The sequence below is a fragment of the Clostridioides sp. LIBA-2809 genome (assembly GCF_056688965.1).
Map to the genome: position 1 here is coordinate 2855542 of NZ_CP197004.1, position 18082 is coordinate 2873623.

Annotated in this window: 15 protein-coding genes and 1 other annotated feature; of the genes, 6 read left to right on the forward strand and 9 right to left on the reverse strand. The window is 28.9% G+C overall.

The genetic code is table 11. From position 1 onward, the window contains the following. Positions 1–213: 213 nt before the first annotated feature. Entirely contained in the window at positions 214–861 is a 648-nt protein-coding gene (locus tag ACTG44_RS13595) for a M15 family metallopeptidase (RefSeq protein ID WP_021385434.1), read from the reverse strand. A 278-nt stretch (positions 862–1139) separates the two neighbouring features. Between ACTG44_RS13595 and ACTG44_RS13600 the strand changes: the two genes are divergently transcribed. Beyond that, on the forward strand, positions 1140–2030 hold the full coding sequence (locus ACTG44_RS13600; RefSeq protein ID WP_479920629.1) for a TetR/AcrR family transcriptional regulator: 891 nt from the start codon (positions 1140–1142) through the stop codon (positions 2028–2030). 3 nt (positions 2031–2033) lie between these two features. Next, on the forward strand, positions 2034–3434 hold the full coding sequence (locus ACTG44_RS13605; protein WP_021385492.1) for an MDR family MFS transporter: 1401 nt from the start codon (positions 2034–2036) through the stop codon (positions 3432–3434). 137 nt (positions 3435–3571) lie between these two features. On the opposite strand, the gene ACTG44_RS13610 is transcribed toward ACTG44_RS13605, so the two are convergent. The 4 genes from ACTG44_RS13610 to ilvA all read right to left on the reverse strand — a co-directional run bounded on the left by ACTG44_RS13610 (position 3572) and on the right by ilvA (position 6955). Beyond that, entirely contained in the window at positions 3572–4291 is a 720-nt protein-coding gene (locus tag ACTG44_RS13610) for a transglutaminase-like domain-containing protein (protein WP_021385420.1), read from the reverse strand. 46 nt (positions 4292–4337) lie between these two features. Next, the gene (locus tag ACTG44_RS13615) at positions 4338–5096 is read right to left on the reverse strand and encodes a helix-turn-helix transcriptional regulator (protein ID WP_479920630.1); all 759 of its coding nucleotides are present in this window, start codon (positions 5094–5096) and stop codon (positions 4338–4340) included. 166 nt (positions 5097–5262) lie between these two features. After that, entirely contained in the window at positions 5263–5643 is a 381-nt protein-coding gene (locus tag ACTG44_RS13620) for a RidA family protein (RefSeq protein ID WP_003416451.1), read from the reverse strand. Positions 5644–5737: 94 nt separating this feature from the next. Continuing rightward, positions 5738–6955, reverse strand: coding sequence for a threonine ammonia-lyase (gene ilvA, locus ACTG44_RS13625; protein ID WP_021385388.1), 1218 nt, complete (start codon positions 6953–6955; stop codon positions 5738–5740). A gap of 658 nt (positions 6956–7613) precedes the next feature. On the opposite strand from ilvA, the gene aspD reads away from it, so the two are divergent. Together aspD and ACTG44_RS13635 are read left to right on the forward strand one after the other, a co-directional pair. Next, positions 7614–9242 carry an aspartate 4-decarboxylase gene (aspD, locus tag ACTG44_RS13630; RefSeq protein WP_479920631.1) on the forward strand — a complete coding sequence of 543 codons (1629 nt, stop codon included), beginning with the start codon at positions 7614–7616 and terminating at the stop codon, positions 9240–9242. Positions 9243–9362: 120 nt separating this feature from the next. Beyond that, positions 9363–10358, forward strand: coding sequence for an asparaginase (locus ACTG44_RS13635; RefSeq protein ID WP_021385532.1), 996 nt, complete (start codon positions 9363–9365; stop codon positions 10356–10358). An 87-nt stretch (positions 10359–10445) separates the two neighbouring features. Here ACTG44_RS13635 and leuS read toward each other — a convergent pair whose 3' ends face one another. From leuS to nadD, 4 genes are all read right to left on the reverse strand, one after another. Then, entirely contained in the window at positions 10446–12866 is a 2421-nt protein-coding gene (leuS, locus tag ACTG44_RS13640; RefSeq protein WP_479920632.1) for a leucine--tRNA ligase, read from the reverse strand. Positions 12867–12974: 108 nt separating this feature from the next. Beyond that, positions 12975–13165 (reverse strand) — a binding site (T-box leader). Between the two features lie 52 nt (positions 13166–13217). Then, positions 13218–13568, reverse strand: a complete 351-nt coding sequence (rsfS, locus tag ACTG44_RS13645; RefSeq protein WP_021385550.1) for a ribosome silencing factor — start codon at positions 13566–13568, stop codon at positions 13218–13220. A 115-nt stretch (positions 13569–13683) separates the two neighbouring features. Beyond that, entirely contained in the window at positions 13684–14256 is a 573-nt protein-coding gene (gene yqeK / locus ACTG44_RS13650; protein WP_479920633.1) for a bis(5'-nucleosyl)-tetraphosphatase (symmetrical) YqeK, read from the reverse strand. Next, positions 14257–14946: a nicotinate-nucleotide adenylyltransferase gene (nadD, locus tag ACTG44_RS13655; RefSeq protein WP_021385558.1), complete on the reverse strand. Its 690-nt coding sequence runs from the start codon at positions 14944–14946 to the stop codon at positions 14257–14259. It lies immediately after the preceding gene. Positions 14947–15221: 275 nt separating this feature from the next. On the opposite strand from nadD, the gene recX reads away from it, so the two are divergent. After that, positions 15222–15860, forward strand: coding sequence for a recombination regulator RecX (gene recX, locus ACTG44_RS13660; protein WP_021385486.1), 639 nt, complete (start codon positions 15222–15224; stop codon positions 15858–15860). A gap of 152 nt (positions 15861–16012) precedes the next feature. Further along, positions 16013–18016, forward strand: coding sequence for an alpha-amylase family glycosyl hydrolase (locus ACTG44_RS13665; RefSeq protein WP_021385403.1), 2004 nt, complete (start codon positions 16013–16015; stop codon positions 18014–18016). Positions 18017–18082 lie beyond the last annotated feature (66 nt).

Genomic DNA, 18082 nt, shown 5'->3' on the forward strand with positions numbered 1-18082 from the left:
AACATACCTAATGCTTATTTTGAAGGTCTTGCTATCAAGGAATTCCTTGCTAATTAACCGAGTATTTCTACTGTCTTGACGATTAATTACCACTTTCGTGTAAGCTACTCCCCTTCGAGTAGTTATCTTAAATTGTATTTACATTATATCATCTTACATGATTGATAGTCCAGTTTATTTTTTTGTTTTAACCTAAATTTAACAATTTATAACTTAGTCTATATGTAAATATTCTTCTAAAGTCAAGTTATTCATTGCAAAGTTTTTGCTATGTTCAGTCCCAACATATCTATAATGCCAAGATTCATACATATATCCAGTTATATTCTCTTTACCTTTTGGATATCTAAGTATAAAACCATACTTATATGCATTTTCATACAACCACTTAGCTTCTTTTGTATTATTAAACTTCTGATTTGCCCAACTAGATTGGTCATTTCCTCCAATATCAAAAGCAAGTCCAGTTTGATGTTCACTTTCTCCAGGCTTAGCTGAAAATCTATTTGCCTCTTTCTCTCCATGTTCTTTTACATACGATTTAAATAATTTATCTTGATATTCATAACTTCTATATGTACTAAAAGCTTTTAAATTTAATCCTGACTTTTGAGCCTCTTTATTCATTTTATAAAAAGCATCTTTGGCTTCATTACTCTCTTGTGGAGAATAATCCTTCGGTAAGCTATATTTCTTATTTGCTACTATAATATTATTTATTGCTAATACATTTACGCCTCTCCTGTATTTACTTAATTCAGATATCATAATTTTCTTTCCTGCGCTAGAACTATCAATAAACATTCCTACAAAAACTATACATAGAGCAAAAATTATGGCTAGACAAGTTTTCTTTTTCATATACTACACCTCCATAATTAGTATTTGATACAGAAAAATTTCAAGACATTTTCTTTCTTAGTATAATCATACCACTAATTTATTGCAATATAGTTAAAGTATTCTTACGAAATTCTTAATTTCTTCTCTATATGACTAAAAACAACAACAAATTTCTCAAAATTCTCAGGTTAATGGTACATATATTGATTTTTTTTCCAAATAGTGTATAATATATCTATAGAAACTCATAAGTACTCTTTAGTACTTTATGTTTTTATATGAAAGGAGATAGTAAAGTGACGGATAAGCAAAGACTTATTATAACTATTGCACAAAGAATTTTTGACCAAAAAGGTTTTCAAAATACTTCGATACTGGATATTGTCAAAGAATGTAAAATGTCTAAAGCTACTTTTTATAAACATTTTGAAACTAAAGAAATTTTTATCTGTGAAATAATCAATTATTATGATGAAAAATTCTTAGAAATTATACATTCCATCAATGAAAACAATGATATTCCATCATCTGAGAAGTTAAGAAGAAAGATAATCGCTGTATGGGAAAATATTTTTTCTAGAACTACTATAAATACCTATATAAGAGAAAATTTTTCTGAAGCTCAACGTAATACTACAAGTAAATTACAAAAAAAATCTCGAGCTAACTTATTGAATGAATACAAACTCAGTTTATTCGATAACTATGGGGATAAAATAGAAAACAATATATTCGATTTAGTTTTCTTATTAGATGCACTAATTCATCAGTTTACATATATTATTCACATACAAAAGAGAGAGGTAGATGTATACTTTATTGCTGAATTCACTATACAAATTCTAGATTTAGTAGTAGAAAATATTAACAATCTAAATCCTTTAATTGAAAAATCAATGTTTTTATATGAACAAGAAGATGAAGCCTACTTTTCCATTCATAATAAATCGCTATTTTTTAAAACGATACAAGATATAGAGGAACTAATAAAAACGGATACTTCACTCCTTGAAAACCCCAAGTTACTAGAAGCAACACAAAAATTATATATCGAGGAAAAAAATCAACAATATGATTCTTTAATTATGGATGCAATGATTACATATTTAGAAAAAGAAGACATTTTGAGACCAAAGGTACTTTTATTGAACAGTATTAAAAATCAATTAAAAAAGGAGACGTTATAAATCATGGAAACCCAAAGTAATAACAAAAAAGGAAATTTAATAATAGCAATCGTAATGACTGGTGCTTTTATAAGCTCCCTTAGCCAAACATTATTATCAACTGCATTACCTAATATAATGTCAGATTTTAAAATTACTGCTGATGTTGGTCAGTGGCTAACAACAATTTATCTACTTATTGCAGGTATTATTGTACCCACAACAGCTTACTTAATAAATAGGTTTAGTACTAGAAAATTGTTTATTACATCAATGACTATATTTTCTCTAGGATGTGTCATTGCACTTTTTTCTAATAATTTTTCAACTATGTTAGTTGCTCGTGTATTACAAGCAGTAGGTTCTGGTTCTTTAATGCCACTATTACAAGTTATTATACTTTATTTATGTCCTGTAGAAAAACGTGGTGCAGCTATGGGTTTAGTCGGTATTACAGTAGGATTTGCTCCAGCTATAGGCCCAACTTTATCTGGATGGTTGGTAGATTCATTTGGTTGGCATAGTTTATTTTTACTTCTCTCACCTATTGCTATATTAGACGTTATACTTTCATTTATTCTATTAAAAAATGTTGGAGAAGCTCAAAAATTAAAATTAGATATACCTTCAATAATACTATCTTCTCTAGGGTTTGGTGGTTTGTTGATTGGATTTACTAATCAAGGTAATTATGGATGGACTAATATTGCCACATATTTACCAATAATTATAGGATTTATATCATTAATCTTATTTACATTACGCCAATTAAAATCTAAAGAACCATTTTTGGAATTGAGAGTTTTTAAAAACAAACCATTTTTAATTTCTACAATATTGATTATGATTGTATACGCTTCAATGATGTCTGCTACATTAATGATTCCTCTATATATCCAATCTGTAAGAGGTTTTTCTGCATTAGTTTCAGGTTCTTTAATGATGCCAGGTGCTATACTGATGGTTGTATTAAATCCAGTTGCAGGTCGTCATTTAGATAAATACGGACCTCAAGCTTTATCAATATTGGGAACTGGCTGTTTATTTTTAGGAACTTTGTCTTTCGCTTTTTTAGGTAAAGATACATCTTTAATTCATGTATCATTGATGTATTGTATACGTATGATTGGTATTTCACTAGTTCTAATGCCATTAACTACATGGGGACTTAAATCCCTAGATAGAGAGCTTATTTCTCATGCTACAGCAATAAATAGTACTCTTAGACAAATATCTGGTGCTATAGGTTCTGCTGTACTTATTACTATAATGACATCTGCCACTAAAAAAGCTCATATGAGTTCAGCTATTCTGTCTAACATACATGGAATGGATGTTGCATTTTCAACAGCTGCAACTCTTGCATTTATTGGTTTAGTTATTTCTATATGTTTTATAAAAGAACGTCAAATTATTAGAGGTTAACAAAAAGAAATTAATAAAAAAGGAGTTGTCATATGAACAATTTAAGTTTGCTCTATGACAACTCCTTTTTACCTATTTTAATCAGCACATTTTTAATTATGCTATATTTTCCTATATAGTCCCTATACATCAAACACTCAGTTATTTTTACCAAAATAATTGTTTCTAATCTTACATACATTTTTTGTCATTATTTTTCTAATAAGATGCACATATATGAAGTTTTTTAATTTTGATAGATGTTGTGAATGAGTAGAGAAAAATACATCTGGTGAAGAAAAAACACCATAATCATATGCTATAGCTTCTTTTTGAATAAAAGTATCTTTACCATCCCAATCAATAGATGTGTTTTTCAAATCATTTGTGGCTATTGCATACTTTTTGAATATTCCATTCTGATTAATAAATTTCTTCTGAATTGCTTCTAAATATTTTTTATCAGTTATTACTCCCTCTAAAGCAATCCATTTATCTTGATAAAATACCTCTACCCAAGTATGAAGAATATATTTTGGTGCTAATAGTGAAATCAATTTAGATGTAGCACCTCGTTGAAAGTCTTTTGTTACATTAAAAGCATGAAGCCTACAAGGTATATTCACTGAACGTAATAATGCCATTAAAAGAGTAGCTTTTGTATTACATTGTCCCATACCTTCATTTAGTACCTGTGTTGCCTTCAACATATCAGAAGCATTATAGCCAAATAAAATATCATTTTGGACAAACTCATAAATAGATTTTATTTTATGAAAATCATCTAAATCTAACCACTTCTTAAGTGATACCAAAACCTTAAGTTGTGGGTCATTATAGTTTAGCATCTTTGTTTCTTCTAAATATTCTTTATTCATAAAAAATCCCCTTTCTTAGTACAACTTCATTATATAACGAGAATATTTAATATACTTTCAAAAACTCGCTATCTTTTAAAGATAAAGAAACGGGCATTCCCATCATACGCTTAACTGTTCCTGCAAAGTGTGATGGAGTATCGAATCCAGCAATCATAGAAGCTTCAGTAACACTTTTCCCAGAAAGCAATTCTATGAAAGCACACTCCATTTGATGAAGTAAAATATAGCTTTTTAAAGGTATCCCAATTTGCTCTTTAAAAAGGTGTGATAATCTACTTGCTGATAGTCCCACTTTATCTGCAAAATTTGATATCGTATGATTATAACAATTACAAGTACGTAATAATTGAAGCAACTCGGTAATTCTATCATCATAGTATTTAATAGTTGCAGGGAAATTCAAATAGCTGTTAAGCATTTTCATAAACTTTAAATATTGTTCTTCACTGGATTGAGATATCAAAAAAGTTCCTTGTTGGCGTAATTCATCTAATCCATCTTTTTCACATATCCAATATCCAAAATCATTCATTTTTGAGGTAAGCTGTTCTGCAAATATAGATGTAGGTTCAATAAGAGCAGAATAATAAACTTTTTTTCTTGCTGAAAATGAGTGAGAGATATTTTTATCTACTACGATACAATTACATTTAACTAATTTTTCATTAACTATTATTTCAATGCTGTCTTCTATTCCTATAAATAATTGTAACATCCAATGGCTATGTTTATCTGCCTCTAAATGATTTGTAATCATACTAATTCTATCTTCTTGCCAGAAAATTTTATTTATAATGTTCATTGTATCACTCCATTCTTCTAAAAATATCACTCTTTATTTTAATAGATTGTCCTATATTTGTGAATACATTTGATAAAAGACCTGCAAAAAGGCATGAATCCTTAGGATAAAAATACCCAAGAATTCATGCCTAATCTAATAGCTACATGTTCCAAATTATATATTCTTATAATACAGCTATTACTTCTATTTCAACTTTAACGTCTTTTGGTAATCTAGCAACTTCTACACAAGCTCTTGCTGGTTTATTTTCTCCAAAATATTCAGCATAAACTTCGTTTATAGCTCCAAATTCATTCATATCTTTTATAAATACTGTAGTTTTTACTACATTTGAAAAATCAGCTCCACTTTCAGCTAATATAGCTTTAAGATTTTTTAAAGATTGAGCAGTTTGAGCTTGTACATCTCCTTCAACTACTTCCATAGTCTCTGGTACAAGAGGAACTTGTCCAGATACAAATAATAAGTTTCCAGCTTTTATAGCTTGAGAGTATGGTCCTAAAGCTGCTGGTGCATCATTAGTATGTATTACTTCATGTTTCATTTTAAAATCCTCCTAATTCGTTAATCTAATACACATAAAATGTATCTTTATACACTATTATACTATTTTTCTTGTATATTATATACACTTTTTATTATAATTCTATAATTTTAAAACCTTTTTCTTCTATAGCTTTCTTTATTTTAGCTATATGGTCATAATCTATTGTCTCTAATATAAATTCCGCACTTTGTTTTCCTAGAGCTTCCCCTGCTGATAATTTACCTTGATTAGCACTTAAAATGTTTCCACCATTCTCACTTATTATTCTAGTTAATTCAGCAAAGTTTCCTGGCTTGTCTTCCATAATTGTACTAAATGAATATCTTCTTCCTTCTTTAGCTAAAGCAACACCTATTATTCTATATAATGTATTTATGTCTATATTACCACCAGATATTATACAAACTACATTTTCATCTTTTGCTGGTACATACTTACCACTTAATATAGCAGCTGTACATACAGCTCCAGCACCTTCTGAAACTATCTTTTGACTTTCCATCATAAATAATATTGATTCTGCAATTTCTGTTTCTTCAACCACAACTATTTCATCAACTAATTCATGTATTATTTCAAAAGTTAAATCTCCTGGAGTTTTAACAGCTATACCATCAGCTATTGTAGTATCATTAAATGCAGTTGTTACTTTTCCATTTTTAACCGATTCTTTCATTGAAGGTATATTTGCAGTTTGAACACCAACTATTTTAACATTAGGATTTAATGCTTTTGCTGCAACAGCAATACCAGAGATGATTCCTCCACCACCAACTGGGCATAATATAGTATCAACTTTATTGTCTAATTGTTCGAAAATTTCAAGAGATATAGTTCCTTGTCCTGCTATAACATATTTATCATTGAATGGATGTAAGAAAGTTGCTCCTGTTTCTTTTTGTATTTCAACAGCTTTTGCATATGCATCATCATAAACCGCACCATTTAAAACTACTTCTGCTCCATACCCTTTAGTTGCACTAACTTTTGCTAAAGGTGCAGTTGCTGGCATTACTATTGTAGATTTTATACCAGTCATTTTCGCCCCTAATGCAACACCTTGAGCATGATTTCCTGCACTTGAAGCTATAACTCCACTTGCTTTTTCTTCATCTGTTAAACTTGCTATTTTGTTACAAGCTCCTCTTAATTTAAAAGAACCTGTTTTTTGAAGGTTTTCACATTTATAGAACACCTTTGCACCTGTTTTTTCGCTAAGTTTAACGCTTTCAAGTAAATCAGTTTTTTTAACTATGTCTTTAATGGTCTCTCTAGCTTCTTTTACATCTGTTAAGGTAACATTTATCATTTTATTCCACTCCCGTAAATCCAATTTTTGTTTATTACTTTATATATAATTCTATATCTTTTTTTTTTAAAAATCAACATGTAAACGATTTTTATAATTTTTTAATTAATCACAAAAAAACTAAAAATACAACAATTGAATACAATAAACACATATCTTCAATTTGTTTAAATTACATTAAATGATAATTTAAAAATATATTTTACAATTTTATCAAAATAACAATGTATTCTTTATTATTTTTATTAAAATTTGTATTTTATATTATTTTATTTACTTACAAACTATTTTTTTAGCTTTTTTTAACCTTATTAAAGTCAACAAAATAATAATAAATATATATTACTAAACAACTTCAATGTAAAAGAAAGTTTTACTTTATTTTTATTCAAAATTAGAAAACTATACATTAATAATAAAATATAATAAAAAAACTAAAATGCCAATCAAATTGAAGTTTTATTTTATATAGTAATCATTTTTTATTAAAAGGTATTTTTTATTTTAATATACATTTAATAAGGTTAAATAGAATAATCATTTTAATTTTATACTTTACTTTTTCTATAAACCTATTATAATTAAAGTATAATCATTTTGGTAACTTGTTTATTTTATTATAAAAATGTGAAACTTATTACATAAGGAGGAATTTAACATGAAAAATAATACTTATAAAGAAATCAAAAACATATATGGAAAAATAAGCCCTTTTGAATTTAAGGACAAATTAATAGATATTGCAAAATACACTGCAAAGGAAAATAACAGGGAATTACTTGATGCAGGTCGTGGTAATCCAAACTGGACTTGCTCAACTGCCAGAGAAGCTTTTTTTACTTTTGGTCATTTTGCTATTACTGAAACTCGTTCTAATTGGGATTTAGGTCACTTGGCTGGAATGCCTCAAAAGAAAGGTATACAAGAAAGATTTTTTAAATTTATAAATGAAAATATAGATATGCCTGGAGCATATTTAGCTAGAGATATTATAAACTTTGGTATAAATGAACTTGGATTTGATGGAGATGAATTTGTTCATGAATTAGCTGATGGAATCATTGGTGATAACTATCCACTTCCAGATAGAATGTTACCTCATATGGAAAAAATAGTGCATGATTACTTAGTTCAAGAAATGAAATACGATATATCAGGTAAATATGGTGATGTAGAGATTTTTGCTGTTGAAGGTGCTACAGCTGCCATGTGTTATATTTTTGATTCATTAATGGCTAATGAACTCCTAAAAAAAGGTGATACTATAGCTTTAATGACTCCAATATTTACACCTTATCTTGAAATACCTAATCTTCCTCGTTACGATTTTAAAGTTGTAAATATAAATGCTAATGAAGTTGATGAAAAAGGTGCTCATACATGGCAATACACAAAAAAAGAATTAGAAAAACTTCGTGACAAGTCTATTAAAGCTTTATTTGTTGTCAATCCAAATAATCCTGCATCTATAGCTATGGATGACACATCTTGTAATAACCTAATAGATGTGATTGAGAATTATAACAAAGATTTAATGATAATATCAGATGATGTGTATGGAACTTTTGTAGAAGACTTTTCATCATTAATGTCAAAACTTCCTTACAACACTGTTGGAGTTTATTCTTATTCAAAATATTTTGGAGTTACAGGATGGAGACTTGGTACATTTGCACTTCATAAGAAGAATGTTTTTGATAAGAAGATAAATGATTTAACTGGAGAACTAAAAAAATCAGTAGATAAGCGTTACAGTGATATGAGTCTTAATCCTTCTAGTCTTTCATTTATGGAAAGAGTTGTTGCTGATAGTAGACTTGTTGCTCTTAATCATACTGCGGGTCTTTCTACTCCTCAGCAAGTACAAATGGCATTTTTCTCTGCCTTTGCCTTAATTGACAAAGTTGATGCCTACAAAAAACTTAACATGAGTATTTGTCATAGACGTCAGAAGTTATTATTTGAAGCTTTAGAGCTTCCAATTAACGAAAGTAAAAATAATGCTGCATATTATACTCAGTTTGATATTGAAGAATGGGCTAAATTAAACTATGGAGAAGACTTATTTAAATTTATAAGTAAAAATTCCACTCCAGTAGATGTTCTTTATAAATTAGCTAATGACTATTCTGTAGTCTTACTTAGTGGAAATGGATTCTATGGCCCTGAATGGTCAATTAGAATATCTCTAGCAAATTTATATGATGAAGCTTACACTAAGATAGGAAAAGCCATAAGAGAAATACTAAATAGCTACGTTACTGAATGGCAAAAAACTATTAAATAGTTCTATTACACTGAAATATCTAAATTATATGAATAAAAGAATTTATGTAGACCTTAGCTACTTTTTTTGATATAATCCTATCGGAATTATAAATTTTATTTATGAAAGGCAGAGAATAGTATGAGTATTAAGAAAAAAGTTGCCATAGTTTTTACTGGTGGAACTATATCTATGACAGTAGATGATAAAGTGGGAGCTGCTATACCAACCTTATCAGGGGAACAAATATTATCAATGGTTACCAACATTGATAAAGTTGCAGATGTTGAGGTCTTTAACTTTGATGAAATTCCAGGACCTCATATAACGCCTTATAGAATGATGGAATTAAAAAATTATGTAAATGATTTATTAGCTAGAAAAGATATTACAGGAGTTGTAATAACACATGGTACAGATAGTTTAGAAGAAACAGCTTATTTTCTAGACCTTACAATTGATAATATCAAACCTGTAATAGTCACAGGTGCTATGAGAAGTAGCTCTGAGCTTGGATATGATGGTTCAAGTAATTTATCTGCATCAGTTTGTACTGCTGTATCTAAAGATGCTATGGGCAAAGGTGTTCTTGTAGTTTTAAACAATGAAGTATTATTGGCTTCTGAAGCTACTAAAACAAATACTCTTTCTTTAAATACATTTAAATCTTTAACTAGTGGCCCATTAGGAATAATTGACTGTAATGAACTTGTTCTTACAAGAGATATCGTAAATAGAACAATTATAGATACTGATAAAGTAGAATCTAAAGTTGCTTTATTTAAAGCATATGTAGGAGAAAATGCAGACTTTATAAGATTTGCTGTTGATAGTGGATATAAAGGTATAGTTATTGAGGCAATGGGTAGAGGTAATATTCCTCCCCAGATGCTTTCTGGAGTTGAATATGCTAGAGAAAAAGGACTTCCTGTTGTTATAGTTTCTAGATGCCACTCAGGTAGAGTGTTTGATAGCTATGGTTATTATGGCTCTGGCAGAGATTTAAAAAATCTTGGATGTATATTTGGTGGAGACCTTCCAGGTCAAAAAGCTAGAATAAAACTTATCTTGGCACTTGGAAAAACTGATAATCTTGATGAAATCAAGGATTTCTTTGAAAAAGGAATCTACTGTTAATTATAATAAATCTTAAAACAATAAACCCCTATTACAAATTTTTAATTAATTTGTAATAGGGGTATTATTTTATCTTATAGTTTTGATTTATTTCACAACTACATTAACTAACTTCTTAGGTACAGCAACAACTTTAACTATAGTTTTGCCTTCAACTAATCCTTTTATTTTTTCATCTTCTAAAGCTACTTTTTCCATTTCTTCTTTAGATATATTTGAGTTAACAGTTAATTTTCCTCTAACTTTTCCATTAACTTGTACAACAACTTCTATTTCATCTTTTACTAAAGCTTTTTCATCATACTTAGGCCAATCTATATCAAATACGCTTCCATCTTTACCTATCATAGTCCATAATTCTTCACCTAAATGAGGTGCAAATGGTGCAATTATAGTTACTATAGTTTGTACACCTTCTTTTATAACTGCTTCATTTATATTATCTAACTCTTTATATTTATACATATCATTTATTAATTCCATAAGAGCTGATATAGCAGTATTAAATCCAAATTTTTCACTTAAATCAGCTGTAACTTTTTTAAGTGTAGAATGTATAGTATATCTCATATCTTTATCTTGAGAATTTAATTCTCCAAACTCTACGTCCTTTTTAACTACATCTGCTAACTCATCAACCAATCTATAAACTCTATTTAAGAATCTAAAGCATCCATCAACACCTTGCTCTGACCAGTCTAAATCTCTTTCTGGTGGTGCTGCAAATAATACAAAAAGTCTTGCAGTATCTGCTCCATACTCATCAATTATATCCATAGGTGATACTGTATTACCTTTAGATTTACTCATTTTAGAACCATCCATAAGAACCATTCCTTGAGTAAGTAAGTTTTTAAATGGCTCATCAAAATCTACCATACCCATACTCTTAAATGCTTTTACAAACCATCTTGCATAAAGTAAGTGCATTATAGCATGTTCTACTCCGCCTATATATTGGTCTACTGGATGCCATCTATTAACTAACTCTTTACTAAATGGCTCATTTTCATTATTGCTATCCACATATCTCAAGAAATACCAAGAAGAATCTACAAATGTATCCATAGTGTCAACTTCTCTTCTAGCTGGTTTTCCACAGTGAGGACAAGTTGTTGACATAAATTGCTTTGAAGTAGTAAGTGGAGATTCCCCTTTTCCAGTAAACTCAACGTCAGTTGGTAAAAGAACTGGTAAATCTTCTTTCTTAACTGGAACTATTCCACATTCATCACAATAAACTACAGGTATAGGACAACCCCAATATCTTTGTCTTGAAACTAACCAGTCTCTTAATCTATAGTTAATAGTTCTCTTTCCTCTACCTTCTTTTTCTAATTTATCTATTATTCCTTCAAATCCTTCTGAAGCATCTAATCCATTAAACTCTTCTGAGTTTATCATTTTGTTATCTTCTGTTATTACATCTATTATATCTAAATTATATTTCTCAGCAAATTCTCTATCTCTTTCATCATGTGCAGGAACTGCCATTATAGCTCCAGTTCCATATTCAACTAACACATAATTAGCTATCCATAGAGGAACCTTCTTACCATTTAAAGGATTTATAACGTATCTACCTATAAACATTCCTTCTTTTTCTACATCAGCCGCTGTTCTTTCTATTTCTGTCATTGTATGCATTTTTTGAACAAAAGCTTCAACCTCTGCTTCATATTCAGTACCAGCAACCAATTCTTTAACTAACTCATGTTCTGGAGCAAGTACCATATAAGTAACTCCATAAGTTGTATCTGGTCTAGTTGTAAATACTGTCATAGACTTATCAGTTCCATCTATATCAAAAACTAAGTCTGCTCCTGTACTCTTACCTATCCAATTTTTTTGCATTATTTTAACCTTTTCTGGCCATCCATCTAATGTATCTAAATCATTAAGTAATTCTTCTGCAAATTCAGTAGTCTTAAAATACCATTGCTCTAAATCTTTCTTTAATACTGTTGCTTTACATCTCTCACATGCTCCTTGAACAACTTGCTCATTTGCAAGAACAGTCTCACAAGAAGGACACCAGTTAACATAAGATTTTTTCTTATATGCAAGTCCATGTTCTAAAAATTTCAAAAATATCTCTTGAGTAAATCTATAATATTCTGGAGTTGAAGTTGCTACTTCTTTATCCCAATCATAGCTAAGGCCTAATAAATTTAATTGTTCTTTCATTTCTTCTATATTTTCCATTGTCCATTTGTGTGGATGTATCCCATGCTTTATAGCAGCATTTTCAGCTGGTAAACCAAAAGAATCCCATCCCATTGGATGAAGTACATTATACCCTTCCATTTTTTTGAATCTTGCGACAACATCACCTATAGAATAGTTTCTAACATGACCCATGTGTATCTTTCCAGATGGATAAGGGAACATTTCTAATGTGTAATAATTAGGTTTTTCAGTTTGTGCTGTATCCATTTTGTATTGATTATTGTCTTTCCAAATTTTTTGCCATTTCGATTCTACTTCTTTAAAATTATATACGCTCATATTTTGCCTCCTATTTTTAGTTGTGTTCAACTACCTTATTTAATATTATTTACTTATAATTTCCAAATAATTCCTTGAAAATAAAAAATCCTCGTCACTAAACTTACGTTTAGGGACGAGGATAAATCTTCGCGGTACCACCCTAATTAGCCTACATTATATAGACCCTCTTAGATAGCTTTTAATCCAGCTACGGAAAATAGATTTCAATCTAGTAAGTTCAAAGTTATATAATATTAGTTCTCACCTACCACTAACTCTCTGAAAAAATATAGTCTTTTACTGCTCTAGTCTATTCAATTTAATATAATTTTTGAAATTTTCTAATTATAATAACATATATTATCATGTTTATGCTAATGTGTCAATATCTATATAAGGTGCATCTTTCCATAATTTTTCTAAATTATAAAATCCTCTGTTTTCCTCATTAAATACATGAACCATTACATCTCCATAATCAAGAAGTACCCAAGTTTGAGTGCTTTGTCCTTCTTTTCCTCTAGGTTCTAGTCCTAGTTTTGATAATTCATCTTCTACATTATCAGCAATAGCTTTTACCTGTCTCTGAGAAGATGCTGTAGTGATAATAAAGTAATCACACAAACTAGAAACTTTTCCTATATTTATTATAACTGTATCTTGACCCAGTTTATCTTCTATGGCATCATATGCTATTTTTGTCATTTGTTCCACTGTCATATAAAATTCCTCACTTTCCTAATTAAAGTACACTTAGTTATTGTAACATATTAATACGATTTTGTAACATAGTCAACTTTAAATTTATTAATATATTTACCTTTATGCAGGTTTTTTATAATAACTTTTCTTTAATTAGATAGTTTCTTGCCATAACTGTTCTTGGATGTATCTCTTCTTTTTTATTGATAACAAACATTAAAGTATTATTAAAAGAAGTCAAAAGTGCTTCATCAAGCTTTCCCCCATATGCTAAATCTCTTAATGTATCTACAACTGGGAATTTTCTTCCTTCTTCAATTAAATCTGCTATGTAAATTATTTTTTCTAAAAGAGACATATCTTCTCTTCCTGTTGTATGATATTTGATTGCATTTATAATATCTTCATCTTCTATTCCAAACTCATACTTACATATGTATGACCCAATTACACTATGAGATAGAGAGCGATTTCCATCCTCTATTGGGTCTAAGTATATTTCATACTTATTTACATAATCTTCTATTTCTTTATCGCTTAAATACTTTGCACAATCATGAATCATTCCTGCTAAACAAGCTTTTTCTTTGTCACACCCATAAATCTCACATAATTTTTCAGCACATTTTGCAACATTTTTTGAGTGGCTAAGCCTCCCCACTGGTAGCATTTGATTTAGTCTCTGGTTAATATTCTCTAAGTTCATTTAATCATCTCCATATTGATATAGTTTATTTTCATATAAATAATTTTCTACATTTTCGGGTACTAAGTAACGTATTGACTTGCCTTCATTTAGCTGTTCCCTTATATATGTGGACGATATATCCAGTGATGGAACATAAACTGTTATAATGTCAGCATCATACTTTTTAGTTAACTTTTCTATAGTCTCTTGTGACCTTAACAAACTAATTCCTGGTCTTGTCGCAGCTATAAAGGTAGCTAACTCAAAGTTTTTCTTTACATCTTTCCACTCTTCAACACTACAAATAGCATCTGCCCCTGTTATAAAATAAATATCTGCATCTTTGTATTTTTTCTTCAAGTATTTTAATGTGTCTATTGTATAAGTCCTTTTTTTTCTTTCGATTTCTACTTTTGAAACTAAAAAATCTTCGTTGCTTTCAGTTGCTAGAAGTGTCATATTATATCTATCATACTTGTCTGTAGTGATACATAGTTTATGTGGTGGATTTCCTGATGGTATAAAGATAATTTTGTCAATGTCATACTTGTCTCTAATAAACTCTGCTGTTGCTAAATGAGCATAGTGTATAGGGTCAAAAGTACCTCCCAATATACCTATTTTGATTTTGCCTTTATGGCGATTAAATTTCTCTAGTTTTTCAGTATTTTTCAACTCCGCCTTCTTAACTAGATTTTCGCTTTTCATATTTTGTCTCCTTTTAATGTTATAATACTATTGTACCATTATTTTTTATTTCTTAAAGCTTATAATTTATTTTTTTTGGTATATAATTATATTTATATGCTAAAAAATGCTTTAAAAAATAATTATTTAACATGTTTTTACTTTACTTTTTAATAAAAATAACTTTTTACTATTTTGTCTTAATTTTGATAAAATATAACATATAAATATAAGTTTTTTATTAAATTTTATTAGTTGCTTTTGTTAATATAATTACATACAAAAAGGGAGGATTTATGGGCACAATTACTAAGATAGAACAACAAAAAAGAAATGATGATAGAGTTAATATTTATGTAGATGATAAATTTTTTATTGCTATATTTAAAGAACTTGTTTATACATTCAATTTAAAAAAGGGTAATGAAATAAATGAAGAGGAATTAAAACCTCTTTTAGATGATGAGATGTATATAAAAGCTAAAAATAAAGCACTAAATATTTTATCTCACGCTGACCAGTCTGAAAAAAAAATAAAAGAAAAGTTATCAGCAGAATTTGATGAAAACATAATTGATAGAGTTATAGATTTTCTTAAAAATTATAATCTCGTAAATGATAGTGTATTAGCTCAAAAAATAGTTAATACAAATGTTAATTTAAATAGATGTGGTAAAAACAGAATTAAGCAAAATCTATATAATAAAGGTATCAATAGAAGTACAATTGATGAAGCTGTGTCTGAATTGGATAAGGATACTGAATTTGAAAATGCTATGTATCTAGCAAAAAAAAGGTTTGAAAGGGTAAAGAAGGAAGATAAAAAGAAAATATATCAAAAAATTTCTCAACATCTTTCCTATAAAGGCTTTGATTATGATATTATTAAAAGAGTTTTAAACAAACTTTTAAATTTCGATGAATATGATATATAAGTGTAAATACTAAGGAGGTAAATTATGAAATTAATCATTGGTGGTTTAAGCTTTTTATTAGGATTATATAATATATATCAATTATATAGAGAAGATAGTATGAGATAAATATTATTTTTTAGATGTAATATTTATTATGGAGGAGAAATAAAATGAAAAGTCAAAAAAGATTTAAAATTTTAGACATTGATGTATACCTGCAACCATTTGAGTCTGATATAAAAAAGCGAATGAAACACTATGAAGATGTGAAATCAAAAATATTAACTAACTATAAAGATTTTAATTCTTTTGCAAATGCTCACCTTTACTATGGCTTTCATCAAACAAATGATGGATGGTTTTACAGAGAATGGGCTCCAAATGCAGACAGTTTATCATTAATTGGTGACTTTAATAATTGGAATAGAAAATCTCATCTTCTCAAAAAAGTTGGTTCTGGTAATTGGGAGATATTTATTCCTGGTAAAGATAGCTTACCTCACAAATCAGAGGTAAAAGTACAAGTAACTGCAAATGGAAAAACATTTGACCGTATACCACTATATATAAAAAGAGTAATTCAAAAGGATTTTGGTGGATTTAATGGACAAATATGGCAACCAAAAACTCCATTTGTCTGGACTGATAATGAATTTGACTTAAAAAGCATAACTTCTCCACTAATCTATGAATGTCATATAGGCATGGCTACTGAAAACGAATCTATCGGAACGTATAGTGAATTTACTGAAAATATACTTCCTAAAATAAAAAAATCTGGATACAATACTATTCAGCTTATGGCTATTATGGAACATCCATACTATGCATCTTTTGGGTATCAAGTTTCAAACTTTTATGCAATCTCATCTAGGTTTGGTACTCCTGAAGACTTAAAAAATCTCATAAATACTGCTCATTCTATGGGAATTGCTGTTTTATTAGATTTAGTTCATTCTCATGCTGTAAAGAATACTTTGGAGGGAATAAATGAGTTTGATGGAAGTGAACATCAATTCTTCCACTCAGGTTCAAAAGGAAATCATCCTGCTTGGGGTACAAAGCTATTTAACTATGGTAAACCCGAAGTAATCCATTTTTTACTTTCAAACATAAAATTTTGGTTAAATGAGTACCATTTTGATGGCTTTAGGTTTGATGGTGTAACCTCAATGTTATATCATAACCATGGTCTTGGAGTTTCATTTGATAGTTATAAAAAATATTTTAGCATGAATACAGATATTGAAGCCATAACATATCTCCAATTTGCAAACGAATTAATAAAAGAGATTAAACCTAATTCAATAAGTATCGCAGAAGATATGAGCGGAATGCCTGGTATGTGTATACCTATAGAAGATGGTGGAATAGGATTTGACTACAGACTTGCAATGGGAGTACCAGATTTTTGGATAAAAACTATTTCTAACTTATCTGATGAAAACTGGGATTTAGGTAAAATGTGGTATGAGCTTACAACTAGACGTCCTGGTGAAAAAAATATAGGTTATTGTGAATCTCATGACCAAGCGTTAGTTGGTGACAAAACAATTATTTTTTGGTTGGCTGACAAGGAAATGTACTGGAATATGGAAATAGACTCAAATAACCATGTTATCAATAGAGCCATATCTCTAATTAAGCTAATTAAATTAATAACTTTTTCTTTAGCTGGTGAAGGTTACCTAAATTTTATGGGAAATGAATTTGGACATCCTGAATGGATTGATTTTCCACGAGAAGGAAATAATTGGAGTTATAAGTATGCTAGAAGACAATGGAACCTTTCAGAAAATGATACTTTAAAATATAAACAATTATTAAACTTTGATAATGCTATGCTTGAACTTACAAAATACGGTGATGTTTTTATCCAAAATAGCTATGAACTTATACATATGGATAATGATAAAAAACTTTTAGTGTACAGTAAGGGCAAATATTTATTTATATTTAATTTCCATCCTAATCTAATACAGTCAGTCGATATTTCAAAATTTCAAAATACAAACTATAAAACAATACTAAGTACTGATATGATAGAGTTTGGAGGAAATACAAAAAAAGAAAATTTACTAGACTATAATGTATACTTTAGTTCAGCCCCACCATCTTCAAAACTACCTGTTGCATCTCGTACAGCAATAGTTTTTTTAGATGATAATGTTTAAATATTAAAATATATATTAAAAGCCAAATAACAATTTTAATACAAAATGTTATTTGGCTAATTTATT

Bases quoted from the DNA above. Each gene is read 5' to 3' on its own strand.
- ACTG44_RS13610 (WP_021385420.1), bottom strand. From the start codon at position 4,291: ATGAATAAAGAATATTTAGAAGAAACAAAGATGCTAAACTATAATGAC.
- ACTG44_RS13605 (WP_021385492.1), top strand. From the start codon at position 2,034: ATGGAAACCCAAAGTAATAACAAAAAAGGAAATTTAATAATAGCAATC.
- ACTG44_RS13635 (WP_021385532.1), top strand. From the start codon at position 9,363: ATGAGTATTAAGAAAAAAGTTGCCATAGTTTTTACTGGTGGAACTATA.
- aspD (WP_479920631.1), top strand. From the start codon at position 7,614: ATGAAAAATAATACTTATAAAGAAATCAAAAACATATATGGAAAAATA.
- ilvA (WP_021385388.1), bottom strand. From the start codon at position 6,955: ATGATAAATGTTACCTTAACAGATGTAAAAGAAGCTAGAGAGACCATT.
- recX (WP_021385486.1), top strand. From the start codon at position 15,222: ATGGGCACAATTACTAAGATAGAACAACAAAAAAGAAATGATGATAGA.
- nadD (WP_021385558.1), bottom strand. From the start codon at position 14,946: ATGAAAAGCGAAAATCTAGTTAAGAAGGCGGAGTTGAAAAATACTGAA.
- leuS (WP_479920632.1), bottom strand. From the start codon at position 12,866: ATGAGCGTATATAATTTTAAAGAAGTAGAATCGAAATGGCAAAAAATT.
- yqeK (WP_479920633.1), bottom strand. From the start codon at position 14,256: ATGAACTTAGAGAATATTAACCAGAGACTAAATCAAATGCTACCAGTG.
- ACTG44_RS13595 (WP_021385434.1), bottom strand. From the start codon at position 861: ATGAAAAAGAAAACTTGTCTAGCCATAATTTTTGCTCTATGTATAGTT.
- ACTG44_RS13620 (WP_003416451.1), bottom strand. From the start codon at position 5,643: ATGAAACATGAAGTAATACATACTAATGATGCACCAGCAGCTTTAGGA.
- ACTG44_RS13615 (WP_479920630.1), bottom strand. From the start codon at position 5,096: ATGAACATTATAAATAAAATTTTCTGGCAAGAAGATAGAATTAGTATG.
- rsfS (WP_021385550.1), bottom strand. From the start codon at position 13,568: ATGACAGTGGAACAAATGACAAAAATAGCATATGATGCCATAGAAGAT.
- ACTG44_RS13665 (WP_021385403.1), top strand. From the start codon at position 16,013: ATGAAAAGTCAAAAAAGATTTAAAATTTTAGACATTGATGTATACCTG.